The organism is uncultured Cardiobacterium sp. (assembly GCF_938028825.1).
GTDB lineage: Bacteria > Pseudomonadota > Gammaproteobacteria > Cardiobacteriales > Cardiobacteriaceae > Cardiobacterium.
Genome location: NZ_CALIZP010000076.1, coordinates 1 through 21378, shown reverse-complemented (window position 1 = coordinate 21378; position 21378 = coordinate 1). Strand labels below are relative to the sequence as shown.

The 21378-nt window shown below is 58.5% G+C and carries 20 protein-coding genes, 2 tRNA genes and 1 pseudogene; 17 read left to right on the top strand and 6 right to left on the bottom strand.

Translation table 11 applies throughout. From position 1 onward, the window contains the following. Window positions 1–339 precede the first annotated feature (339 nt). Genes Q0562_RS11450 through Q0562_RS11425 form a run of 6 tightly spaced genes read right to left on the bottom strand, consistent with a single transcriptional unit; the run spans window position 340 to window position 6551 of the window. Window positions 340–1542, bottom strand: coding sequence for a glycosyltransferase (locus tag Q0562_RS11450; RefSeq protein WP_298644495.1), 1203 nt, complete (start codon window positions 1540–1542; stop codon window positions 340–342). 19 nt (window positions 1543–1561) lie between these two features. Further along, window positions 1562–2917: an undecaprenyl-phosphate glucose phosphotransferase gene (locus tag Q0562_RS11445; protein ID WP_298644494.1), complete on the bottom strand. Its 1356-nt coding sequence runs from the start codon at window positions 2915–2917 to the stop codon at window positions 1562–1564. Window positions 2918–2936: 19 nt separating this feature from the next. Then, entirely contained in the window at window positions 2937–3908 is a 972-nt protein-coding gene (locus Q0562_RS11440; protein WP_298644493.1) for a glycosyltransferase, read from the bottom strand. A gap of 2 nt (window positions 3909–3910) precedes the next feature. Next, on the bottom strand, window positions 3911–5059 hold the full coding sequence (gene glf / locus Q0562_RS11435; protein ID WP_298644492.1) for a UDP-galactopyranose mutase: 1149 nt from the start codon (window positions 5057–5059) through the stop codon (window positions 3911–3913). Beyond that, window positions 5056–5778, bottom strand: a complete 723-nt coding sequence (locus Q0562_RS11430; RefSeq protein ID WP_298644491.1) for an ABC transporter ATP-binding protein — start codon at window positions 5776–5778, stop codon at window positions 5056–5058. Before Q0562_RS11430 ends, glf begins: the two co-directional genes overlap by 4 nt. 2 nt (window positions 5779–5780) lie before the next feature. Then, the gene (locus Q0562_RS11425) at window positions 5781–6551 is read right to left on the bottom strand and encodes an ABC transporter permease (protein ID WP_298644489.1); all 771 of its coding nucleotides are present in this window, start codon (window positions 6549–6551) and stop codon (window positions 5781–5783) included. Between the two features lie 159 nt (window positions 6552–6710). Here Q0562_RS11425 and Q0562_RS11420 point away from each other — a divergent pair. From Q0562_RS11420 to Q0562_RS11340, 17 genes and pseudogenes are all read left to right on the top strand, one after another. Beyond that, window positions 6711–6795, top strand: a tRNA-Leu gene (locus tag Q0562_RS11420). Window positions 6796–6848: 53 nt separating this feature from the next. Beyond that, window positions 6849–8165: a trigger factor gene (tig, locus tag Q0562_RS11415; protein WP_298644488.1), complete on the top strand. Its 1317-nt coding sequence runs from the start codon at window positions 6849–6851 to the stop codon at window positions 8163–8165. Between the two features lie 248 nt (window positions 8166–8413). Beyond that, the gene (clpP, locus tag Q0562_RS11410; RefSeq protein WP_298644486.1) at window positions 8414–9034 is read left to right on the top strand and encodes an ATP-dependent Clp endopeptidase proteolytic subunit ClpP; all 621 of its coding nucleotides are present in this window, start codon (window positions 8414–8416) and stop codon (window positions 9032–9034) included. 27 nt (window positions 9035–9061) lie between these two features. After that, window positions 9062–10309: an ATP-dependent Clp protease ATP-binding subunit ClpX gene (gene clpX, locus Q0562_RS11405; protein WP_298644484.1), complete on the top strand. Its 1248-nt coding sequence runs from the start codon at window positions 9062–9064 to the stop codon at window positions 10307–10309. 22 nt (window positions 10310–10331) lie between these two features. Then, the gene (gene lon, locus Q0562_RS11400) at window positions 10332–12728 is read left to right on the top strand and encodes an endopeptidase La (protein WP_298644481.1); all 2397 of its coding nucleotides are present in this window, start codon (window positions 10332–10334) and stop codon (window positions 12726–12728) included. 218 nt (window positions 12729–12946) lie between these two features. Further along, a complete protein-coding gene (locus tag Q0562_RS11395; RefSeq protein WP_298644479.1) occupies window positions 12947–13252 on the top strand; it encodes an HU family DNA-binding protein in 306 nt (101 codons plus the stop codon). A 71-nt stretch (window positions 13253–13323) separates the two neighbouring features. After that, window positions 13324–13410 (top strand) — tRNA-Leu (locus tag Q0562_RS11390). 335 nt (window positions 13411–13745) lie between these two features. After that, entirely contained in the window at window positions 13746–14054 is a 309-nt protein-coding gene (locus Q0562_RS11385) for a PTS sugar transporter subunit IIB (RefSeq protein WP_298644478.1), read from the top strand. A 101-nt stretch (window positions 14055–14155) separates the two neighbouring features. Then, window positions 14156–14770 (top strand): hypothetical protein, encoded by a 615-nt coding sequence (locus Q0562_RS11380; RefSeq protein WP_298644476.1) that lies wholly within the window; start codon window positions 14156–14158, stop codon window positions 14768–14770. Next, the gene (locus Q0562_RS11375; protein ID WP_298644475.1) at window positions 14767–15348 is read left to right on the top strand and encodes a GrpB family protein; all 582 of its coding nucleotides are present in this window, start codon (window positions 14767–14769) and stop codon (window positions 15346–15348) included. Before Q0562_RS11380 ends, Q0562_RS11375 begins: the two co-directional genes overlap by 4 nt. Further along, window positions 15345–16481, top strand: coding sequence for a VWA domain-containing protein (locus Q0562_RS11370; protein WP_298644473.1), 1137 nt, complete (start codon window positions 15345–15347; stop codon window positions 16479–16481). The genes Q0562_RS11375 and Q0562_RS11370 overlap by 4 nt, the downstream gene beginning before the upstream one ends. A 45-nt stretch (window positions 16482–16526) precedes the next feature. Next, window positions 16527–17978, top strand: coding sequence for an IMP dehydrogenase (guaB, locus tag Q0562_RS11365; protein WP_298644471.1), 1452 nt, complete (start codon window positions 16527–16529; stop codon window positions 17976–17978). 209 nt (window positions 17979–18187) lie between these two features. Then, window positions 18188–18463 carry a hypothetical protein gene (locus Q0562_RS11360; RefSeq protein ID WP_298644469.1) on the top strand — a complete coding sequence of 92 codons (276 nt, stop codon included), beginning with the start codon at window positions 18188–18190 and terminating at the stop codon, window positions 18461–18463. 78 nt (window positions 18464–18541) lie between these two features. Next, the gene (locus Q0562_RS11355; RefSeq protein ID WP_298644467.1) at window positions 18542–19102 is read left to right on the top strand and encodes a hypothetical protein; all 561 of its coding nucleotides are present in this window, start codon (window positions 18542–18544) and stop codon (window positions 19100–19102) included. Window positions 19103–19223: 121 nt separating this feature from the next. Beyond that, window positions 19224–19370, top strand: a pseudogene (locus tag Q0562_RS11350) (Tex-like N-terminal domain-containing protein); the annotation flags it as partial. A gap of 118 nt (window positions 19371–19488) precedes the next feature. Then, window positions 19489–20181, top strand: coding sequence for an SMI1/KNR4 family protein (locus tag Q0562_RS11345; RefSeq protein WP_298644466.1), 693 nt, complete (start codon window positions 19489–19491; stop codon window positions 20179–20181). Between the two features lie 292 nt (window positions 20182–20473). Then, window positions 20474–21378 (top strand): Tex-like N-terminal domain-containing protein (locus Q0562_RS11340; protein ID WP_298644464.1); only part of this gene is annotated, 905 nt, incomplete at its 3' end.

Sequence of the window (21378 nt, the reverse complement as noted above, 5' to 3'; positions counted from 1 at the left end):
TGGCGAAGGTGCCGCGCGGGTAGCGCGCTTTTTCTTGTTCGTAGTAGGTGTCGATGTTGTTGTCGATGCCGGTCAGGGGCGGCATGTATTCCCGCGCCAGTTTGACCGGGTAGTCACCGTGGCCGTCGGCAACGAATTGCGGCGCGAGGATGCGGCGGTAGTCGAGCGCGTCGTGCAGTGCTTTGAGGCGGATTTCCGCGCGGCGGTAGTCGTACATCAGGATGTCGCGCACAATCATGGCGAAGGTGCGGCGGAAGGCGATGTTCATCTGTCCGGCCGGGATGTTGAGGAAGGCGAAGGCGAGGACTTCGTTGCGCATGCTGAGGTAGTCGGTCATCATCAGGTGGCGCTTGATGCTGAAGTCTTCGTGCCAGAAGAAGATGGTCGGGAAGACGCTGATGGCGGTGCCGCGTTGGCGCAGGTAGAGCGAGGAGCAGATGTCGTCCCATTTGAAGAAGTAGTTGGGCAGGATGGGAGTCTCGCGGGTTTCCGCCATGTAGAACCACCAGCCGCTGAAATCGGGATACCCTTCGCTGTACAGCGGGGCGTAGAGGTCGTTTGTCCGGGCGGCGGATGCTTCTTCCCGTCCGTCTGCCGCTGCCGCCTGCGCCGTTTTTTCTGCTGTCTGCTGCCGTTGCAGTGCTTTTTTGAGGATGGCGTCGTCGTTGATGGCCTGGAAGAAGTTGCGGATTTTCCACGGCAGGCGGCGCCCTGTTCGTGAATTTTGTCCTTGCGCGTGTAGTGCAGCATCATCCCGCCGAAGGCGCGTTTGGGTTTGGCGATTTGCGCGATGGCGACGGCGCGGTAGATCATTTCCGGCGCGAGGAGGATGTCGTCGTCCATGAAGAGGATGTAGTCGCTCTGTTTTTCCCGCGCGTCCATCAGGCCGCGCATGAAGCCGCCGGTGCCGCCGAGATTGGCCTGGCGGATGAGGGTGAAGTTGTCCGCGCGGGGGAAGTCGCCGGCATCAAGGGTGCTGCCGTTATCGACCACGGTGATGCGGTAGTTCATGGCGGCAAGCGGCGGGTAGGCAAGCAGGGCGGCGACGTTGGCGGTGACGTAGTGTTCTTTTTTGAAGGTGGTGATGCAGATGTCCACGCTTTTGTCCTGCGGTTCGGCATCTACCCGCCAGCAGCCGGCGTGCAGGATGATGTCGGCGCGGGTTTCGATGGAGAAGGCGTAGCGCTTGGTGTTTTTTTCCAGCGGGAAGGGGCCGAGCAGGATTTCGCCGACGGCGGGGTCGAGCTGCCGGTGGACGGTTTCTTCGTTCCACTGGGTTTTGCGGTGCACGCTGATGCTGTCCGCCCGCCCGCTGAAGCGCAGTTGCAGATAGGCTTGCCGCGCGCGGGTGTTGGTGAGGAAGTGTTCGGCGGGGAAGCTGTTGAACAGGGAGGTGAGGTTGAGCGAGACCTGTCTGCCGTAGGCGGTGAGGTGCAGGCCGTCTTCTTTGACCTGGCAGGCGTGGTCGCCGCCGCTTGTGGTGTAGAAGAGTTTTTCGGGGATGGTCGGGAAGGTGAATTGCAGGTGCTGGACGGTGTGCATGGGGTTTCTGTTTCCGGGGTTATTGGGCATGGCGGTCGTGGAAGACGCGCAGGGCGGTCAAGGCAATGATTTTCAGGTCGAGCGCCAGCGACCAGTTATTGATGTACCAGAGGTCGTAGTTGATGCGTTCTTCGAGGTCGGTGTCGCCGCGCCAGCCGTTGACTTGCGCCCAGCCGGTAATCCCCGCCTTGACCATGTGTTTTTGCATGTAGCCGGGGATTTGGCTTTTGAATTGTTCGACGTATTGCGGGCGTTCCGGGCGCGGGCCGACCACCGACATTTCGCCTTTGAGGACGTTCCAGAATTGCGGCAGTTCGTCGATGCTCAGGCGTCTGAGCCAGCGGCCGAGCGGGATGGTCGGTTTTTCCGCCGCCCCGCCCCAGGTGCTGCCGCTTTTTTCGTTATCCACCGGCATGGTGCGGTATTTGATGATGTTGAAGGTGTCGCCGTTCCAGCCGACGCGTTCCTGGCGGTAGAAGACGGGGCTGCCGCTCGTCAGGCGTATCCACAGGGCGACGAGGAGGAGCAGCGGCGCGAGCAGGATGAGGGCAAGCGCGGCGATGGTTTTGTCTTCCAGCCATTTGGCAAGACGCTTGCCGCCGTGCATCGGCGAGATGCTGAGGTCAAGCGCGTAGTGGCCGACGAGGTGGGAGGCGCGGTAGTTGATGAGGCGGATGTCGCGCAGGTCGGGGATGTAGCGGATGTTGGCGGTGCTGTATTTGAGGGCGTCGAGGATGTCGGCGACGGCGTGGGCGTCCGCGAGCGGCAGGCACAGCCAGATTTCGTCGCAGGGCGGTTCACTGTCAAGCGCCGCGTCGTAGCGGCGGATGTCGCCGATGTCGTTGTAGTGGGCTTCTCCGGCATCGGTCAGGCGGATTTGCTTGATGCGGTAGCCCGCAAGCGGTTCGCGCCGCACGGAGCGGTAGATGTCGCGGCAGGCGCTCTGCGTGCCGATAAGCACGATGGAGCGGGTGTTGTAGCCCGCGCCGCGCAGGCGGTTGAGGATGGCGTAGGCGACAAGGCGGGTGATGATGCAGGCGGCGCAGGCGGTACTCAGCCAGATGCCGAACCAGTAGCGCGAGAAGTGATGCCCCGCTTTGGTGAAATAGAGGTAGGCGACGATGAGGGCGGTGAGGTAGGCGTAACTGCGCACGAGGCGGAGGAAGAGCCGGCCGCGCAGGGCGCCGCGCCAGGAGCGATAGACGCCGCAGGCGCCGAACAGGTACACGGCGGCAAGCGAAGAGAGGGTGGTCATCCACTGGTAGCGTTCCCATTGCCAGATGGGATAGCCGAAGTAGGCCCAGAAGGTGAAGGCACCGGCGAGGTAGATGAGGACGGCATCGGCACATTTCGCCAGCCAGTGCATGTGGTGCATGGCGCCGTTGCGCGCGGGGCTAGCGGGTGCCTGGTGCGTCATCGGGGTAATCGCGGATGAGGGTGGCGGGGTCGCGGCGCAGGTCGCGGCGCAGGCCGTCGCCGACCGCCTGCCGCCACAGGCGCAGGTAGCGGTGTTTGTGGCGGTAATGGCGCACAGCGGCGAGCCAGGAGAGCGCTTTCAGCACGGCGACGGGGTAATACCAGATGCCCGCCGCCAGGCGGTAGATGAGCAGGCCGTTGCGGTAGGTGTAATAGGCTTTCCACATCGGATGGTAGCCCCGCCGCGCCGTCTTGAAGGTGGAGCAGTCGTGGATGAAGCGGACGGTCGGCAGGAAGGCGTGGCGCGCGCCCTGCCGGCGCAAGCCGAGGGTGTAGAGGATGTCGTCGCCGTAGATGAAGAGGGCGGCATCAGGTACACCGCAGCGGCGCACCCACCCGGCGCGCACGAAGTAGCCAACGAAGGAGGAGCTGTCGATGGCGACGGGGGCGGTCTGCGTGTAGGCGGCGTGGTCGAGGTGAAAGGCGGCGCGGGCGCGGCCGGTGATGAGGCCGAGCGCGGTCTGCCACAGTTTGCGCGGGTGCCAGAAGGGGTTGTAGCTGGGGCGGTTCATTTCGCAGATGCGGCCATCCGGGTAATAGACGGCGGCGGCGGCGCTGTCGGTGTCGCCGAGGTCGAGGGCGGCGAATTGTTGCAGGGCGTCGGGCGCGGGATAGGCGTCGTCGTCGTAGCAGACGAGCCAGTCGGGATTGTGGGTCAGGGCGGCGGTCATGCCCTGGGCGAAGCCGCCCGCGCCGCCGCTGTTTTTCTCGCTCAGGATGAGGTGCAGACGCGGGTCATGCTGCTGCGCCAGCCAGGCGCGGCTGCCGTCGGACGAGGCGTTATCGACGACGATGACGGCGGCAAAAGGCTGCGCCAGGGTCGCTGCCAGGGTGTGTTGCAGCTTGTGGCAGCGGTTGTGGGTAACGATGACGGCGGCGATGTTGTCCATAGTCAGTCGTGCAGGAAAACGGGCAGGGTGCCGCCACCCGCCTGCGCAGCGAGGTAGGCGCGCGCGGCGTCCAGCGCTTCGCGGATGGTTACGTCCATGTCGAGGTAGCGGTAGGTGGCCAGCCGCCCGATGAAGGTGATGCGTTCCAGGCTGCGCGCCGCCTGTTGGTAGGTGTCGAGCAGCGGTTGCGCGGCGGTGAGGCGGACGGGGTAGTAAGGCAGGTCGTTTTCGCCGCAGGCGCGGCTGTATTCGCGGTAGCAGACGGTGTTGTCGTGCTTTTCCCACGGCGCGAAGTGCTTGTGCTCGGTGATGCGGGTATAGGGAACGTCCAAATCGCCGTAGTTCATCACCGCCGTGCCCTGGTAGTCGCCGGCGGCGGTGAAGCGCTCGAAGTCGAGGGTGCGGTAGTCGAGGCGGCCGTGGCGGTAGTCGAAGTAGCCGTCCAGCGCGCCGCTGTAAAAGGTGTGGGCGTAGGCGGCGCTGTCTGCGCGCCGGTAGCGGGTGTTGAGGCGCAGGCGGATGTTGGGGTGATCCAGCATGGCGGCAACGATGGCGGTGTAGCCGTCTTGCGGCATGCCCTGGTAGCGGTGCGCGAAGTAGTTGTCGTCGTAATTGAAGCGCACCGGCAGGCGTTTGAGGATGGCGGCGGGCAGGGTGCGCGGGTCAAGCCCCCACTGTTTTTGCGTGTAGCCTTTGAAGAAGGCTTCGTAGAGGGCGCGGCCCACGTATTTCAGCGCCTGTTCTTCAAAATTTTGCGGCTCGGCGATGCTGCTGTCCGCCTGCCCGGCGAGAAAGGCGCGCGCTTCGTCGGGGCGCAGGGCTTTGCCGTAGAACTGGTTGATGGTGTGCAGGTTGACCGGCAGGGAATAGACGCGGCCGCCAACGATGCTTTTCACGCGGTTGGTGTAGGGCATCATGGTGCCGTAGCGGCGGATGAAGTCCCAGACTTCGCCGTCATCGGTATGGAAGATGTGCGGGCCATAGACGTGCACCATCACGCCGGTTTCGGCGTCGCGCGCGCTGTGGCAATTGCCGGCGAGGTGGTCGCGGCTGTCGATGACATCCACGGATAATCCCGCCTCGGCGAGGATGCGGGCGATGGTGGCGCCGGAAAAGCCGGCACCGACGATAAGGACGGTTTTTTGTGTCATGGGGTTTTCTCCGTGTGTTCTTCACGCACGATGCAGCCGTGTTCAAGGAAAACCATGCGGCTGCACAGGCGTTTGGCAAGGTCGTGGTCGTGGGTGGCGAAGACGAGGATGCCGGCATGTTCGATGAAGCGCAGCAGCCGCGCTTCGGCCTTCTGGCGGAAGGCTTCGTCACCGACGCTCATCCATTCGTCCATCAGGAGGATTTCCGGTTGCAGGCTAGTCGAGATGGAAAAGGCCAGGCGCAGCACCATGCCGCTGGAATAGGTGCGCACCGGCATGTTGATAAAGTCGCCCAGTTCGCTGAATTCGACGACTTCGTCGGTGATGCCGTCAATCTGTTTCGGCGTGAGGCCGAGGAAGAGGCCGCGCATGCGGATGTTTTCAAAGCCGGTCGCTTCGCCATCCATGCCGAGCATGGCGTCCAGCAGGCTGGTGATTCTGCCTGCGACGGTGATGTTGCCGCCGGATGGGGCATAAACGCCGGCGAAGACGCGCAGCAGGGTGGTTTTGCCGGAGCCGTTGTGTCCGATGAGGGCGACGCGTTCGCCTTCGCGGATGTCGAGGCTGATGTGTTTCAGCGCTTCGATTTCGGCAAAGCCCTTGCGGAAGCTGTTCAGTCCGCCGCCTGCCGCCGCCTTGAAGACGGTTTTTTTGAAGGAACGCTGGTGGGCGTCGAACACGGGAAAGGTGACGCTGATGTCGTCTGCGGTAATGTGCATGGTTATAGCCAGTAGGTGATTTTGCGGCGGGTGAGGTTGAACACCCACAACGCGAACAGCGAACCGGCGACGGCAAAGAACGCCGCCACCTGCCAGTAGAGGGCGTCCGGGCGGTGGCCCAGCACGGGATCACGCAGCAGCGTAATCAGCGAGGTGAAGGGGTTAATCTGGGCGATATGCAGGCGCGCCGGCGGCAGTTGTTGCAGTTGCCAGATAATCGGGGTGACGAAAAACAGCAGGGTGACGATGCTCTGGATGACCGGCAGCATGTCGCGGAAGCGGGTGCAGAAAATGGCAATAAGCAGCCCCAGCCAGAGGATGTTGACCGCGACCAGCAGGAAGGCGGGCAACAGCCAGAAGAAGTTGGCGTTGACGGGGATACCGAGCAGCAGCATCACTACCGGGTAAATCAGCAGGTTGTGCAGCAGGATCAGCAGTTGCCGGTAAAACACCCGCAGCACCAGGGCCGAGAGCGGCATATAGGACTGTTTGAGGATGTGCTCGTTGGCCGTGAAGGTTTCGGCATATTCGTTGAGCGAACCGGCGATAAAGGCCCAGAAAATCAGCCCCAGCGCCAGATGCGGGACGAACTTCGACAAATCAATGGAAAACAGCGCGCCGTAAAGCGGCCCCATCGCCGATACCGTCACCGCCATGCTCAGCGTGATCCAGAACGGCCCCAGCGTGGAACGGCGGTATTTCAGGCGAATATCCTGCTTCGCCAGCGCCTGCCACAGGCGGAAAGCGGCGATACCGCGACGGATATCGGTCATTGCATCATTTCGCATCAAGGATAGCGCCTCGTTATAAGAAGACAAAACGGCGCAATTATCCATAATCGCCCCGGCAAAGCAAAGTAACACACGTTAAGAACCGCCCGCCTTCCCTTGCTTTCCCCCCGCGCCCTATGCTTAAATGCGCTGCTTCTTTCGGCGAGAGTGGCGAAATTGGTAGACGCGCTGGATTTAGGTTCCAGTGGGGCAACCCTTGAGAGTTCGAGTCTCTCCTTTCGCACCAGTTTTCTAGTCTATATTTTTGGCGACAGCCATATTTTTTGAATCGAGGACAGCATGCAATCATCCGTTGAACATCTGGAAGGTCTGACGCATAAATTAACGGTTGAAGTTCCGGCGGAACGGCTGGATCAGGAAGTGGAAAAGCGCTTGAAGGACATCCGTCCGCGCGTCCGCATTGACGGCTTCCGCCCCGGCAAAGTGCCGCCTGCCGTGGTCAGGCAGAAATACGGCGACAGCGTCCGCCAGGACGTCCTCGGTGAAATCATTGACGAGACTTACCGCGAAGCCATCAAGGAAAATGGCTATACCCCCGCTGCCGCGCCGACCATCGAACTGGTTTCCGGCCTCGCCGTCAACGAACCCGTCAAATACACCGCTACCTTCGAAATCATGCCCGAAGTCCATGTACAGGGACTGGACAGCATCAGTATCACCCTGCCGCACACCACTATCGGCGATAAAGATGTGGACGACATGATTACCACCCTGCGCCGCCAGCAGGGTACTTTTGCCGAAGCCGACAAGACGGCGGAAGACGGCGACCGCATTACCGTGGATTTCACCGGGCGGATTGACGGCGTCGCCTTCGACGGCGGTAGCGGCGAAAACATGAATTTCATCATCGGCAACGGCCAGATGCTGCCCGATTTTGAGCAAGGCTTGCGTGGCGGCAAGGCGGGCGAGGAACGCACCTTCGACGTGCATTTCCCGGAAGACTACCACGGCAAAGACGTGGCCGGAAAAACCGCGCAATTCACGGCGACGGTCAAGAAAGTCGAACAACTCAACCTGCCGGAAGTGGATGAAACCTTCATCAAGGCTTTCGGTATCAAGGACGGCGATGTCGCCGCCTTCCGCAAAGCCATTTACGACAATATGGCACGCGAGCTGAACAACGCCATGCTGCGTATCCGTCGCGCCTACATGTTCGACGCCCTGCTGGAAAAAAATGCAGAACAGCCCGTTGCGGAAGGCATGGTGCGTAACGAAATCGCCCGCATGGCGCGCGAAATGCAATTGGAACAACGCATTCCCGATGCCAAAGAGCGCGAAGAACTGGCAGCCCGCATTTTTGACGAAGCCGCGCGCGGCCGCGTCCGCCTCAGCCTGCTGCTGAACAAGCTCTTCGACGAGCGCAAGCCCGAACTGGACAAAGCCCGCGTCGAAGCGCGTATCCAGACCATTGCGGCGACCTACGAAGACCCGCAGGAAGTCGTCAAGTTCTACAACAACGACCGCGAAACCCGCGCCAACCTCGAAGCGGCCATCTTGGAAGAGCAACTGATAGACCAGCTTTACGAACAGGCGCAGGTCAACGAAGAAGAGAAGACCTTCCAGGAAGTCATGGCACTTGGCCAGCAGCGCGGTTAAACATTACGCACTCGCAGGGCAGCCTTGGGCTGCCCTTCATTTATGCCTACCACCGGCCACATACACTCGCGGGGAGAGGATTGGCCAATCCGCGCAGCGACAAGCCCGCATTGATACCGCTTGACGATATTTTGTCGCGTACGAACCCCGCTTGTCATCGAACCGGCACATCCGCCGCTTTACGCCTACCTTGAAATTTCACCAACCACCCGCACATCGGGGACTAGCCTTTTCTCAGGAGAAAACACATGGACATCCAAAACAATCTGCTCATCCCGATGGTCATCGAACAGACCGGGCGCGGCGAACGATCCTACGACATCTATTCCCGCCTGCTGAAAGAGCGGGTCATCTTCCTCGTCGGCCCGGTCAATGACGCCTCGGCCAACCTGATTGTCGCGCAACTCCTCTTCCTTGAAGCAGAAAATCCGGATCAGGACATCCATCTCTACATCAATTCGCCGGGTGGTTCCGTCACCGCCGGTATGTCCATCTACGACACCATGAATTTCATCAAGCCCGACGTCTCCACCCTCTGCCTCGGTCAGGCAGCGAGCATGGGCGCCTTCCTGCTGTCCGCCGGTGCCAAAGGCAAACGCTATGCCCTGCCGCACAGCCGCGTCATGATTCACCAGCCGCTGATTAGCGGCGGTCTGGGTGGACAGGCATCCGACATTGAAATCCATGCCCGCGAGCTGCTCAAAACCAAAGCCACCCTGAACGAACTGCTGGCCAAACACAGCGGCCAACCGCTGGAAAAAATCGAACGCGACACCGACCGCGACAACTTCCTCTCTGCCGAAGAAGCCGCCGCTTACGGCCTGGTGGACCACGTTACCACCTCGCGCGCCGACCTCGCCGCATCCTGAGGCACTACCGCATTCCCGGAGTCATCCATGACTGACAAACACCACCGCTGTTCCTTCTGCCACAAGCCGGATACCGAAGTCCGCCGCCTCATATCCGGGCCGGACGGCATCAATATCTGCGATGAATGCATCACCCTCTGCGGCGACATGCTGAAAGACGGCACGCCTGCCGCAGAAACGCCCACCCTCTTTGAAGGCAAACCGTTGCCGACCCCGTCCGAAATCAAGGCATTCCTCGACGACTACATCATCGGTCAGCACCGCGCCAAAAAAGCGCTGGCAGTCGCCGTGTACAACCACTACAAACGCCTGCTGCTCAACCAGCAGAAAGCCGATGACGGCGTGGAAATCGTCAAAAGCAACATCCTGATGATCGGCTCGACCGGATCGGGCAAAACCCTGCTCGCGCAAACACTTGCCAAATGTCTGGACGTCCCTTTTGCCATCGCCGATGCCACCGCGCTGACCGAAGCGGGCTACGTCGGCGAAGACGTCGAAACCATCGTGCAAAAACTGCTGATGAACTGCGACAACGACGTGACCCGCGCCGAAAAAGGCATTATCTATATTGATGAAATCGACAAAATCGCGCGCAAAAGCGAAAACCTGTCCATCACCCGCGACGTATCCGGTGAAGGCGTGCAACAGGCGCTGCTCAAACTCGTCGAAGGCACCATCGCCGCCGTGCCGCCGCAGGGCGGACGCAAACACCCGCAGCAGGAACTCATCCACGTCAACACCACCAACATCCTCTTCATCTGCGGCGGAGCCTTTGCCGGCCTGGAAAAACTGATTGCCAAACGTACCGAACAGGGCGGCATCGGCTTCGGTGCCCATGTCCACACCAAAGCGGAAGCGGACGAAAACAACAACCGCCTGCTGCAACAAATCGAACCGGAAGACCTCGTCAAATTCGGCCTCATTCCCGAATTTGTCGGCCGCCTGCCCATTATCGCCCTGCTCGATACCCTCGATGAAGACGCGCTGGTACACATCCTGACCGAGCCGAAAAACGCCATCGTGCGCCAGTTTGAAAAAATCTTCGGCTACGAAGACGTGGCGCTTGAATTCACCCCGGAAGCGCTGCAAGCCATCGCTCAAAAAGCCATCAGCCGCAAGACCGGTGCGCGCGGCCTGCGCTCCATCGTCGAGCAAACCCTGCTGGATACCATGTTCACCCTGCCCGACCAAAAAAACATCGACAAAGTTACCGTGACAGCCGACACCATCCTGCAAGGCAACGACCCGCAAATACACCAGAAAGCCACCGCCTGAACCGAAAAACCGAAGAAACCCGATGCAAGAAAAAAACCTCCCCGTACTGCCGCTGCGCGACGTCGTCGTTTACCCGCACGTCATCGTGCCGCTCTTCGTCGGCCGAGAAAAATCCATCGCCGCCCTCGAAGCCGCCAACAAAGACAACCCGGAACAACTGCTGCTCGTGCCGCAGAAAGACGCCACCGTACGCGAACCGGAAACCGCCGACCTGCATCCCACCGGCACCGTCGGCCGCATCGTGCAAATGGCCAAACTGTCCGACGGCACCGTCAAAGTACTCGTTGAAGGACTGCGCCGCATCGAAATCACACAGTGGCAAGAAGGCGGTGCCTACCTGCAAGCGGGCTACCGCGACTACGGCAAACCCGACGCGGACAACGTCGCCACCGACGAACAGCGGGCCATGGCCAAAACCGCCGTCGAACAATTTGCCCGCTTCCTCAAAGAAAACGACAAAAACGCCGACGACCTGTTGCAAAACCTGCGCCAGCTCAACAACCCCGGACGCGTCGCCGACACCATCGCGGCGCACATGGATCTCAGCCTTGAACGCCGCATCGCCATCCTCGACAGCATCGTTCTCGGCGAGCGCCTGCAACACATCCTCATCATCCTCGAAGAAGAACTCGAAAAAACCGACCTGGATCGCAAAATCCGCAAACGCGTCAAACAGCAAATGGAGCGCAACCAGCGCGAGTACTACCTCAACGAACAGATTAAAGCCATCCAGAAAGAGCTCGGCGAAATGGAAGACGCCCTGAACGACGCCGAACAGCTGGAAAAATCCATCAAAGACGCCGGCATGTCCGCCGACGCCGAAAAAAAAGCCCTGTCCGAACTGAACAAACTCAAACAAATGTCGCCGATGTCGGCCGAGGCCAACGTCATCCGCAACTACCTCGAATGGATGATTGACTACCCGTGGTCAAAACGCCGCCGCAGCCAGTACGACATCGCCCGTGCCGAAAAAATTCTTGACCGCGACCACTACGGCCTCGAAGACGTCAAAGAACGCATCCTCGACTACCTCGCCGTGCAAAAACGCAACAAAAACGGCAAAGGCCCCATCATCTGCCTCGTCGGCCCGCCCGGCGTCGGCAAAACCTCGCTGGGCAAATCCATCGCCGAAGCAACCGGGCGCGACTTCGACCGCATCTCGCTCGGCGGTGTCCACGACGAAGCCGAAATCCGCGGTCACCGCCGCACCTACATCGGCTCCCTGCCCGGCAAAATCGTGCAGAAACTGTGCAAACTCGGCAGCAACAACCCGCTCATCCTGCTGGACGAAATCGACAAAATGGGCATGGATCACCGGGGCGACCCCGCCTCCGCCCTGCTCGAAGTCCTCGATCCCGCCCAGAACAGCGCATTCAGCGACCACTACCTCGAAACCGACGTGGATCTCTCCGGCGTCCTCTTCATCGCCACCGCCAACACCCTGAACATCCCGGCGCCGCTCCTGGACCGCATGGAAGTCATCCGCCTGCCCGGCTACACCAGCCGCGAAAAAAGCGAAATCGCCACGCGCTACATCCTGCCGCGCCAAATCCGCGAACACGGTCTGCACAAAAACGAATTCCGGCTGGAAGACGGCGTCATCAACGACATCATCGAGGATTACACCCGCGAAGCAGGCGTGCGGAACCTCGAACGGGAAATCGGCAAGCTGGCGCGCAAAAGCGTCCGCAAACTGCTGACCCCGGAAATCAAAAACATCATCATCGACCGCGCCAACCTCGAAGACTACCTCGGCGTCGCCAAATACCGCCGCAGCGAAGACGACCTGCGTAACAAAATCGGCTGCGTCACCGGTCTCGCCTGGACATCCGTCGGCGGCGAGACCCTGCAAATCGAAGCAACCGTTTTCCGGGGCAAAGGCAAGCTCAACCTGACCGGGCAACTCGGCGACGTGATGAAAGAGTCCATCCAGGCCGCCTCGTCCGTCATCCGCAGCTACCTCGAAACCCACCTGCCCGACCTGCGCTACGACGAATACGACATCCATATGCACCTGCCCGAAGGCGCAACCCCGAAAGATGGTCCCAGCGCCGGTATCGGCATGGCAACCGCCCTGCTCTCGGCACTGAGCAAAATCCCCGTGCGCGGCGACCTTGCCATGACCGGCGAAATCACCCTGCACGGACGGGTACTCGCCATCGGCGGTCTGAAAGAAAAGCTGCTTGCCGCCGTACGCAGCCACATCACCACCGTACTCATCCCCGAAGAAAACCGCAAAGACCTGCGCGACATCCCCGACGAAGTCAAAGACGTGCTGACCATCATACCGGTCAACCATATCGAACAAGTCTTTGCCCATGCCTTCGAAGCATCAGAAATTCCCTTCGACCAGCGCTTGGCCGCACACAAACCGCCGCCGCCCATCAGCACCGAGACCGTAAAAAACGTCCATTGCTAGGCAGAAAAACCAGCCAGGACACCCGAGCCACCCGTACAGGGTGGCTTTACAAAAGTCATCAAAAACAAATAGTTGTCAGAAACACAACATTACCGTAGTAAAAACGCAACAAAAAAATGAAAAAAAGATTGCGCCACGCGGTTATGACTGTATAGAATTCCGCCGTCGGCGTAGTAAGAGCGCCGTCTAATCCTGTAAAACTCACAAAAGGTAGATTTATGAACAAGACGGAATTAGTTGATGCTATTGCTGCCGCTGCGGACATAACCAAAGCACAAGCCGGCAAAGCACTGGATGCCGTACTCGAAAGCGTAACCGAAACCCTGAAAAAAGGCGAAAAAGTTACCCTGATCGGCTTCGGCACTTTCGAAACCCGCGAACGCGCCGCCCGCATCGGCCGCAACCCGCAAACCGGCAAAGAAATCCAGATTGCCGCCAGCACAACGCCTGCATTCAAAGCGGGCAAAAAACTGAAAGATGCCCTTAATACCGCAGCCAAAGGGAAAGGCAAAAAAGGCAAATAACGGCTTGACAAAAAGGGGGTGCAAAACAGTTGCAAGCAGAACAAAAGAAACTATAATGCACGCCCTGCCTAGCCTGAGTGGCGGAACCGGTAGACGCAGCGGATTCAAAATCCGCCGGTGGCAACACCTTGAGAGTTCGAGTCTCTCCTTAGGCACCAATTTTAAAAGCCCCGTTTACGGGGCTTTTATTTTTTGTTGCGGCAAGACGACAGAAACATCATGATGATTGCAAAAGCAGGGGAAAGTTCTTACTCTTTTACCACCGCTTAATACCGATCCCAAGAATAATCTGAGTATGTTGGCGTGCCTGACCGGACACCCATAAAATCTTTATCCGATTTTTATGGGGAACCTACACCGCGCATCGGTATCGTCTTCATCGCCGCGCCGCCTTCTCGGCTCAATTCCCGGGATTGAATAACCACGCCGTTCTGGAATCACAAAACGGCTTCGCCCGTCTGAACGAACATAAACGCTTATCCGGAGAACCGCCATGAAAATCCTCGTAACCTGCGCACACGGCACCGGCACCGGTCCCATCATGAAAAACAAGGTTGAGCTGGTGCTGCAAGAGTTCGGCATCCCCTTCGAGAAAATCGACCACTGCGCCATTGTCAAGGCGAAAGACATTGCCGAGCAGTACGACATCATCTTTTGCGCCACCAGTTTTGCCAGCCTTTTCAAAAATGCCGCCGCCACGGGTACCACCGTCATCGGCATGCGCAACATTCTTTCACTGGAAGAAATCCGCCTGCGCCTGCGTAACGCGGGATTGGCGCCCGACGCAACCGGTATGGATTGAACATATCCCCAACCGGGCAAACAAGACGGCGCAAACTTTCGTGCCGGGGTGCATCCCACCGGCAACACATCATCCGGCAAGTCATTCATGCGGCATAAATCATGCAATACCCTCCCATCAAAAAGCTCAAAACCATCTCCGAACATGAAAGCAGCCTTACTGCCTGCGTTTATATTGTCGCTATCTGTGCTTCTTTCATCGCCTTTGCCGATGATCTGACCAATGGCCGCCAGCTTGTCGGCTTCAGCAAAATGCTGTTGGTGTTATCTGCCGTCATGTTGCCGTTATCGGCCTTGATGAAGTGGAATGAATCCCGCCGCCAGCATTTGATCATACAGACCATCACCGAATTGGGCTTAACCATTCATTTGGCGCATTGGGAGCAAACATCGCTGGGTTTATTGGCGCTGGATACCGCGCAATGCAAGATTATCCTGATTCGTGCCGACAATGATTATGCACCTGTCGTTATCGCCAAGGCGGATATTCTGCAATGCCGGATAGTGACGGAAAGCAAAGACCGCACCCGCAGCAGCGGCTTTGTCTGGGGCAATTATTTCAGCGAAAGCGTTTCCGTTGAGAGCAAAGAAACCTACACCCTGGAAATCCACTACAAAGAAAGGGACAGGACCGTGCATATCCTGCAACTGCCCTTTGGCAAAGACCGCCTCGCCACAGAATCATTGGCGCAAACCATTCATCTTTTCAGCGTATGAATAAACCGCTGACGGAAATGACGCTGGCCGAATTGTGGCAATTATTTCCCATCATGCTGACCCCGCATCATCCCGCCTGGGCGGATTGGTATCGGGAAGAAGCGGCCCTCTTGCGGCAATATCTGCATGCGGAGTCTGTCCGCATCCATCATATCGGCAGTACGGCAATTCCCGGAATTTGGGCGAAACCGATTATCGACATTCTGCTGGAAGTCGCCGATAAGGAAGCCCTGCAACGCGTTGCCGCCATATTGACAGCGCACGGCTATCTGCAAATGTCGGCGAATGATCAGCGCATTTCCCTCAATAAGGGCTATACGCAGCAAGGATTCGCCGAAAAGGTTTTTCATATCCATCTGCGCCTGCCGCAAGATGATGACGAGCTTTATTTCCGCGATTATCTGCGCGCGCATCCCGCCGTCGCGCAGGCATACGAAGCCTTGAAATTGTCGCTGTGGCATCGCTATGAACACGACCGCGACGGCTACACCGCCGCCAAAGGCGATTTCATCCGCCGATATACGCAGGCGGCCAAGTCGCTTTATCACGCACCCATCAACCCGGAGGATTCTGTATGAACGACATTGTGCAACGCTGGCGGCTGGTGCTGGGCACCGAGGCGCAGGAAACCACCGGCTGCGTGCTGGGCGAGCGCGAGCTGCGCATAGACAAGGCGCTGGCGGCGCTTTATGACGAATCCGACCGGCATGAACGGCGCGGCGGGCTGGGTGCGTCCGCGCCGAAGGTCAGCACTTGGCTGGGCGACATCCGCGAGTTTTTCCCGCAGACGGTGGTGCAGGTGATGCAGCAGGACGCGGTCGAACGCCTCAATCTCTCCAGCCTGCTCACGGAAAAAGAAATGCTGGCGAACGTTGTGCCCGATGTGCATCTGGTTGCCACCCTGATGAGCCTCAGCCGCGTCATCCCGGAAAAGAACAAGGCGCTTGCGCGCGAAGTGGTGCGCAAAGTGGTGGATGCCCTGCTCGCCAAGCTCGCCGCGCCGATGCAGCAGGCGGTCACGGGTGCACTGAACCGCAGCGTGCGCAGCCGCAACCCGCGTTTCCGCGAAATCGACTGGCATCGCACCATCCTGAAAAACCTGAAGAACTATCAGCCGGAGTACCGCACCGTCATCCCGGAAATCCGCATCGGCTTCGGGCGCAAGCGCCGCGCCCTGCGCGACATCGTCCTCTGCCTTGATCAAAGCGGTTCGATGGGCACTTCCGTCATCTATTCCGGCATCTTCGCCTCGGTGCTGGCGTCCCTGCCCAGCCTGAGCACGCGACTCGTCGTCTTCGACACCTCTGTGGTGGATTTGACTGACGAGATGCAAGACCCGGTTGACCTGCTCTTCGGCGTGCAACTCGGCGGCGGCACGGACATCAACCGCGCCCTCGCTTTCTGCCAGGAACGCATCACTCGCCCGGAAGAAACAACGCTTGTCCTCATTACCGACCTGGAAGAAGGCGGCAACAGCCAGGCGATGCGCCGCCGCATGCTCGAACTGGTGCAAAGCGGGGTGCAATTCATCGTGCTGCTCGCCCTCAGCGACGACGGCGCGCCGTTTTACGACAAAAGCCATGCCGCCTTCCTCGCCGGACTCGGCGTCCCCGTCTTCGCCTGCACGCCCGACCGCTTCCCCGACCTGATGGCGGCGGCGCTGAACCGGCAGGATTTGTCGCTGTGGGTGTCGCAAAATATCCAGAGCTGACCCCGCCTGTTAAAATACGCCGCCACTGTTATTCCAGAGGCACCCATGCGTATTATTGAAGAAGCACTCACCTTCGACGACGTCCTGCTCGTTCCCGATTTCTCCGACGTACTGCCGCGCGACGTGGATTTATCCGTCCGCCTTGCCCGCGACGTGCAGCTCAACATCCCCCTCTTCTCCGCCGCGATGGACACCGTTTCCGAGGCCCGCCTCGCCATCGCCCTCGCCCAGCTCGGCGGCATTGCCATCATCCACAAAAACATGCCCCCCGCGCAGCAGGCGGCGGAAGTGCGCAAAGTGAAGCGCTTCGAGTCCGGCGTCATCCGCGACCCGCTCACCACCACGCCGCTCGCGACCGTCGGCGAAGTGCGCGAATGCACCCACGAACACAAATTCTCCGGCCTGCCGGTGCTGGAAGACGGCAAAGTGGTCGGCATCGTTACCCGCCGCGACCTGCGCTATGCCGAAGACCACGAACTCGTGCGCGACGTCATGACCCCGCAGGACAAACTCGTGACCGCCAAAGAATCGGCAAGCACCAACGAAATCAAACTGCTGCTGCAAGAGCGGCGCATCGAAAAAGTACTGCTGATTGACGACGAACACCGCCTGAAAGGGCTCGTTACCGTCAAAGACTTGCGCAGCGCCCGCGACTACCCCTTCGCCTGCAAAGACGGCAACGAAAGCCTGCGCGTCGGCGCGGCCATCGGCCCCGGCGGCGACAGCGACGAACGCATCGAACTGCTCACCAAAGCGGGCGTGGACGTGCTGGTGGTCGATACCGCGCACGGCCACTCCAAAGGCGTGCTTGACCGCGTACGCGAACTGCGCCGCAGCCACCCCGGCCTCGTCATCGTCGGCGGCAACATCGCCACCGCCGAAGCCGCCATTGCTTTGGCGGATGCTGGTGCGGATGTGGTTAAAGTTGGCATTGGTCCCGGCTCCATCTGCACCACCCGCATCGTCGCAGGTGTTGGTGTGCCGCAAATCTCGGCCATCAGCAACGTCGCCAAAGCCCTTGCCGGACGCGGAGTCAGCATCATCGCCGACGGCGGCATCCGCTACTCCGGCGACATCGCCAAAGCGATCGCTGCCGGCGCACACGCGGTGATGGTCGGCGGTCTCCTCGCCGGCACCGAAGAATCGCCCGGCGAAGTCGAACTCTACGAAGGCCGCTCCTACAAAGCCTATCGCGGCATGGGTTCCATCGGCGCGATGGCCGCCGGCTCCTCCGACCGCTACTTCCAGGCGGGACAAAAAACCGACAAACTCGTGCCGGAAGGCATCGAAGGCCGCGTACCCTACAAAGGCCTGGTTTCCGGCGTCGTCGAACAGCTCATGGGCGGCCTGCGCGCCTCGATGGGCTACACCGGCTGCCACGACCTGGCGGAAATGCGCAGCAAACCGCGCTTCGTGCGCATCAGCAACGCGGGCATGCAAGAATCGCACGTCCACGACGTGACCATCACCAAAGAACCGCCGAACTACCGGCGCTAAACGGAAAAGGGCAGGCTTCGGCCTGCCCTTTCACGACAAGGATGACCATGCCCCACCGCTACACAATCATCAGCCCCAGGCGCGCCGGCTGCCGTATGGCCGGCCACATCACCACCGACCACCGCCTCAACATCACCATTTGCCAAAACGGCGCGGCGAGTGCGTGCGCAAAGCCGACATCGTCATCGTCAAAAGCTACCTGACCGCCGATGAAATCAACCCCTGAACCGCCTGACCGTCATCTTTCTGGAAAGTGCGGAACTGTGCGCGCCAAAAACTGGCAAGGGTTGACACTTTCATTTTGGCAAAGCCACATAGACGGCATCATCGCCTACAACGACTTTGCCGTATTGGAGGGCAAAGGCACACGCAGCCGAAAGCAAATGGAAGCGCTCGCCAAAGAACAATACGCACTGTTCAGGCAAAACCGTTTGGCGCAGCGCGGCAGGCGGGAGCGGGAGATATTGCCGAGCTGGAAGCGTTGAAGCGGTAGTTTCAGGCAGCTTTCAAGTCCAATTTACAGACATTTTTAACAAATAACATCTTGAAGTACCATAATTAATATGAGTAATGAAATTCTTGCCTTCTTGGGTGGTAGTGCGGTAGGCGCAATAGTCAGCACGTCCATCAATGCATTTGTTACCTACAAAACCACTCAATCCAATCAAAATTTCCAATTAGAACTGGAGCATCAAAAACATCAAAGAGAACAAGTTGAAAAGGAATTGACAGAACAAAAAAGAATGTTGCTGGAAATTTATCAATTATTAAGCAAAATTTCTCGCGAGTTCTCTTTAACCGGCATCAACATAAAGCAGGAAGCACAAATAACAGCAGAACAATATGATGCAGCATATTCGGAAACATGTGCATCTTGCGATTTAATCAGTGCTTATTGTGATTTATTTTTTCCAGACTTATCTCGTGATATAGACAGGATATGTGGAGAAATGAATATATTTTGGGGAACTTTTAAAAACTATCTCTACCTTTGGAAAACACAAGCTGACCACAAATTGAAGCAAAGCAAAATGGATGAGCTTGTAACCATAGCCAACAAAATTGACAAACATATTGGAACGGTAAAATATCAACTATCTTCTATAATGGCAAAAACAGATTAGCCAAAGAGTAACTAAATTTTTGAATCATTTTTCCATATTTTCAAGAAAATAAAACCTTTATCACCCAATATAGAACATTTGCCTTTCAGGTAGCCTGCATCCTATCCACACAAGGAATTTTATGAACATTATCCAAACCATAACCGCCGAGCTCTCCGCCACTGCCGCGCAGATTACCGCCGCCGTCGAACTGTTGGACGACGGCGCGACCGTGCCGTTTATCGCCCGCTACCGCAAGGAAGCCACGGGCGGACTGGACGACACCCAACCTCTCATCAAATCTTCTTATGACCAAACAGCACAAAACCCTGCCACCTGTTCATCAAAAGCGGCAACAACCGCGACACCGTCGCCTAGGCGTATCATCCTGAACCACCCGCGATGCCATGAGCTCTCTCCACCACATCACCACCCTCTACCGGCTTGATCACACCCGCTGCGGCCTGCCTGAACACCAAATAGCCGCCGCCGAACAGCGGCTGGGCATACGCTTTCCCGCCGTGTTGCGCGAATATTTGCTCACATTGGGCGGCAATGAAGCGGTCAATCAATCGTTTAACCGCCTGCTGCCCTTAGGCGAAATGGATTTTGACGGCGGCTATTTGGTGCTGACGGAAGAAAATCAAGGCGTGTCCCGCTGCGGCATAGCCAAAGCCGATTTGGCGCAAGACAATCCGCCCGCCCACATCGGCTTTTATATTGGCGAAACCGACAACTACGAATGGCAGCCGCATCTGCCCGACACCCGCGCCCTGCTGCTGGAACTGGCCTGCACCAACGCCACTATGGGCGGCTTGCCCTACTGCGCCAACATCATGGACGAAGAATCGGTAAGCCCCCAAGCCGTGCAGTTTATCCGGCAAAACTGCAGCGAAATCGTCGAGCTTCGCCAAGAAAACCAACGCTTCTATACCGATGGCTTCCACGAAATCACCCTGCTCTGCTTTGCCGAAAACGGCAACGTCGGCGGCGTATTTATCGGTACAGCCGAGCAAGACCGCTTCGACACGCTGCTCGAACTGTTCGGCTGGGACAACTGGCCCTACACTTCTTATGACGACGAGGATGACGAAGAATAAACCGCTGATATAGTGGATCAAGCTGGAAATAGTACAGAATCATCATTTCTGCCGTAGGTAGAAAATTCAAGTAAATAGAACAAGAACATATTGATTTATATAAAGAATCTGGATTCCCGCTTCGCAGGAATGACGATATTTAGCTGTCATATTCTTAGATGAAATCACTATATTTTCAACTCCGCAGAAACCGCGTTTTAGCTAACGCAGAAACCCAGCCTTGGCTTCACCAAGACATCGTTTTCAGGTAGCCTTTTACCGAAACAGCCTGATATTTTTAGAAAGCACACCCATGAACATCACCCAAATCCTCTCTCAGGAACTCTCCGCCACCGCCGCCCAAATCACCGCCGCCGTCGGGCTTTTGGACGACGGCGCGACCGTGCCCTTTATCGCCCGCTACCGCAAGGAAGCCACGGGCGGGCTGGACGACACTCAGTTGCGCCAGCTTGCCGAGCGGCTGCAATACCTGCGCGAGTTGGAAGAGCGCAAAGCCGTTGTTTTAAAAAGCATTGAAGAGCAAGGCAAGCTTTCAGACGACCTTAGGGCGCAAATCGAAGCTGCCGACAACAAAACCGCGCTGGAAGACCTGTATCTGCCCTACAAGCCCAAACGCCGCACCAAGGCGCAAATCGCGCGCGAACACGGTTTGCAGCCGCTGGCGGACGTGTTGCTTGCCGAGCAGCCGCAGGACGTGGAAGCCGCCGCGCAGGATTATCTCAACGAAAACGTTCCCGACACCAAAGCCGCACTGGACGGCGCACGCGCGATTCTGATGGAGCAGTTTGCCGAAGATGCGGAGCTTATCGGCACACTGCGCGACAAGCTGTGGAACGAAGCGGAAATCCACGCACAAGTGGTTGAAGGCAAAGAAACCGAAGGCGAAAAATTCAGCGATTATTTCGACCACCGCGAACCCGTCCGCGCCATGCCCAGCCACCGCGCGCTGGCGGTTTTGCGCGGCCGCAACGAAGGCGTGTTGAACATCGCGCTCAAATACCAGCCCGACGACACGCCGATTACGCAGCAAAGCGAATACGAGCAACTCATCGCCCGCCGTTTCAAGGTTTCAGACGGCCACAAATGGCTGCGCGACACCGTGCGCCTGACTTGGCGCGCGAAAATCTTTTTGTCGCTGGAACTCGAAGCCTTAGGCCGTCTGAAAGAAGCCGCCGACACCGACGCGATTACCGTGTT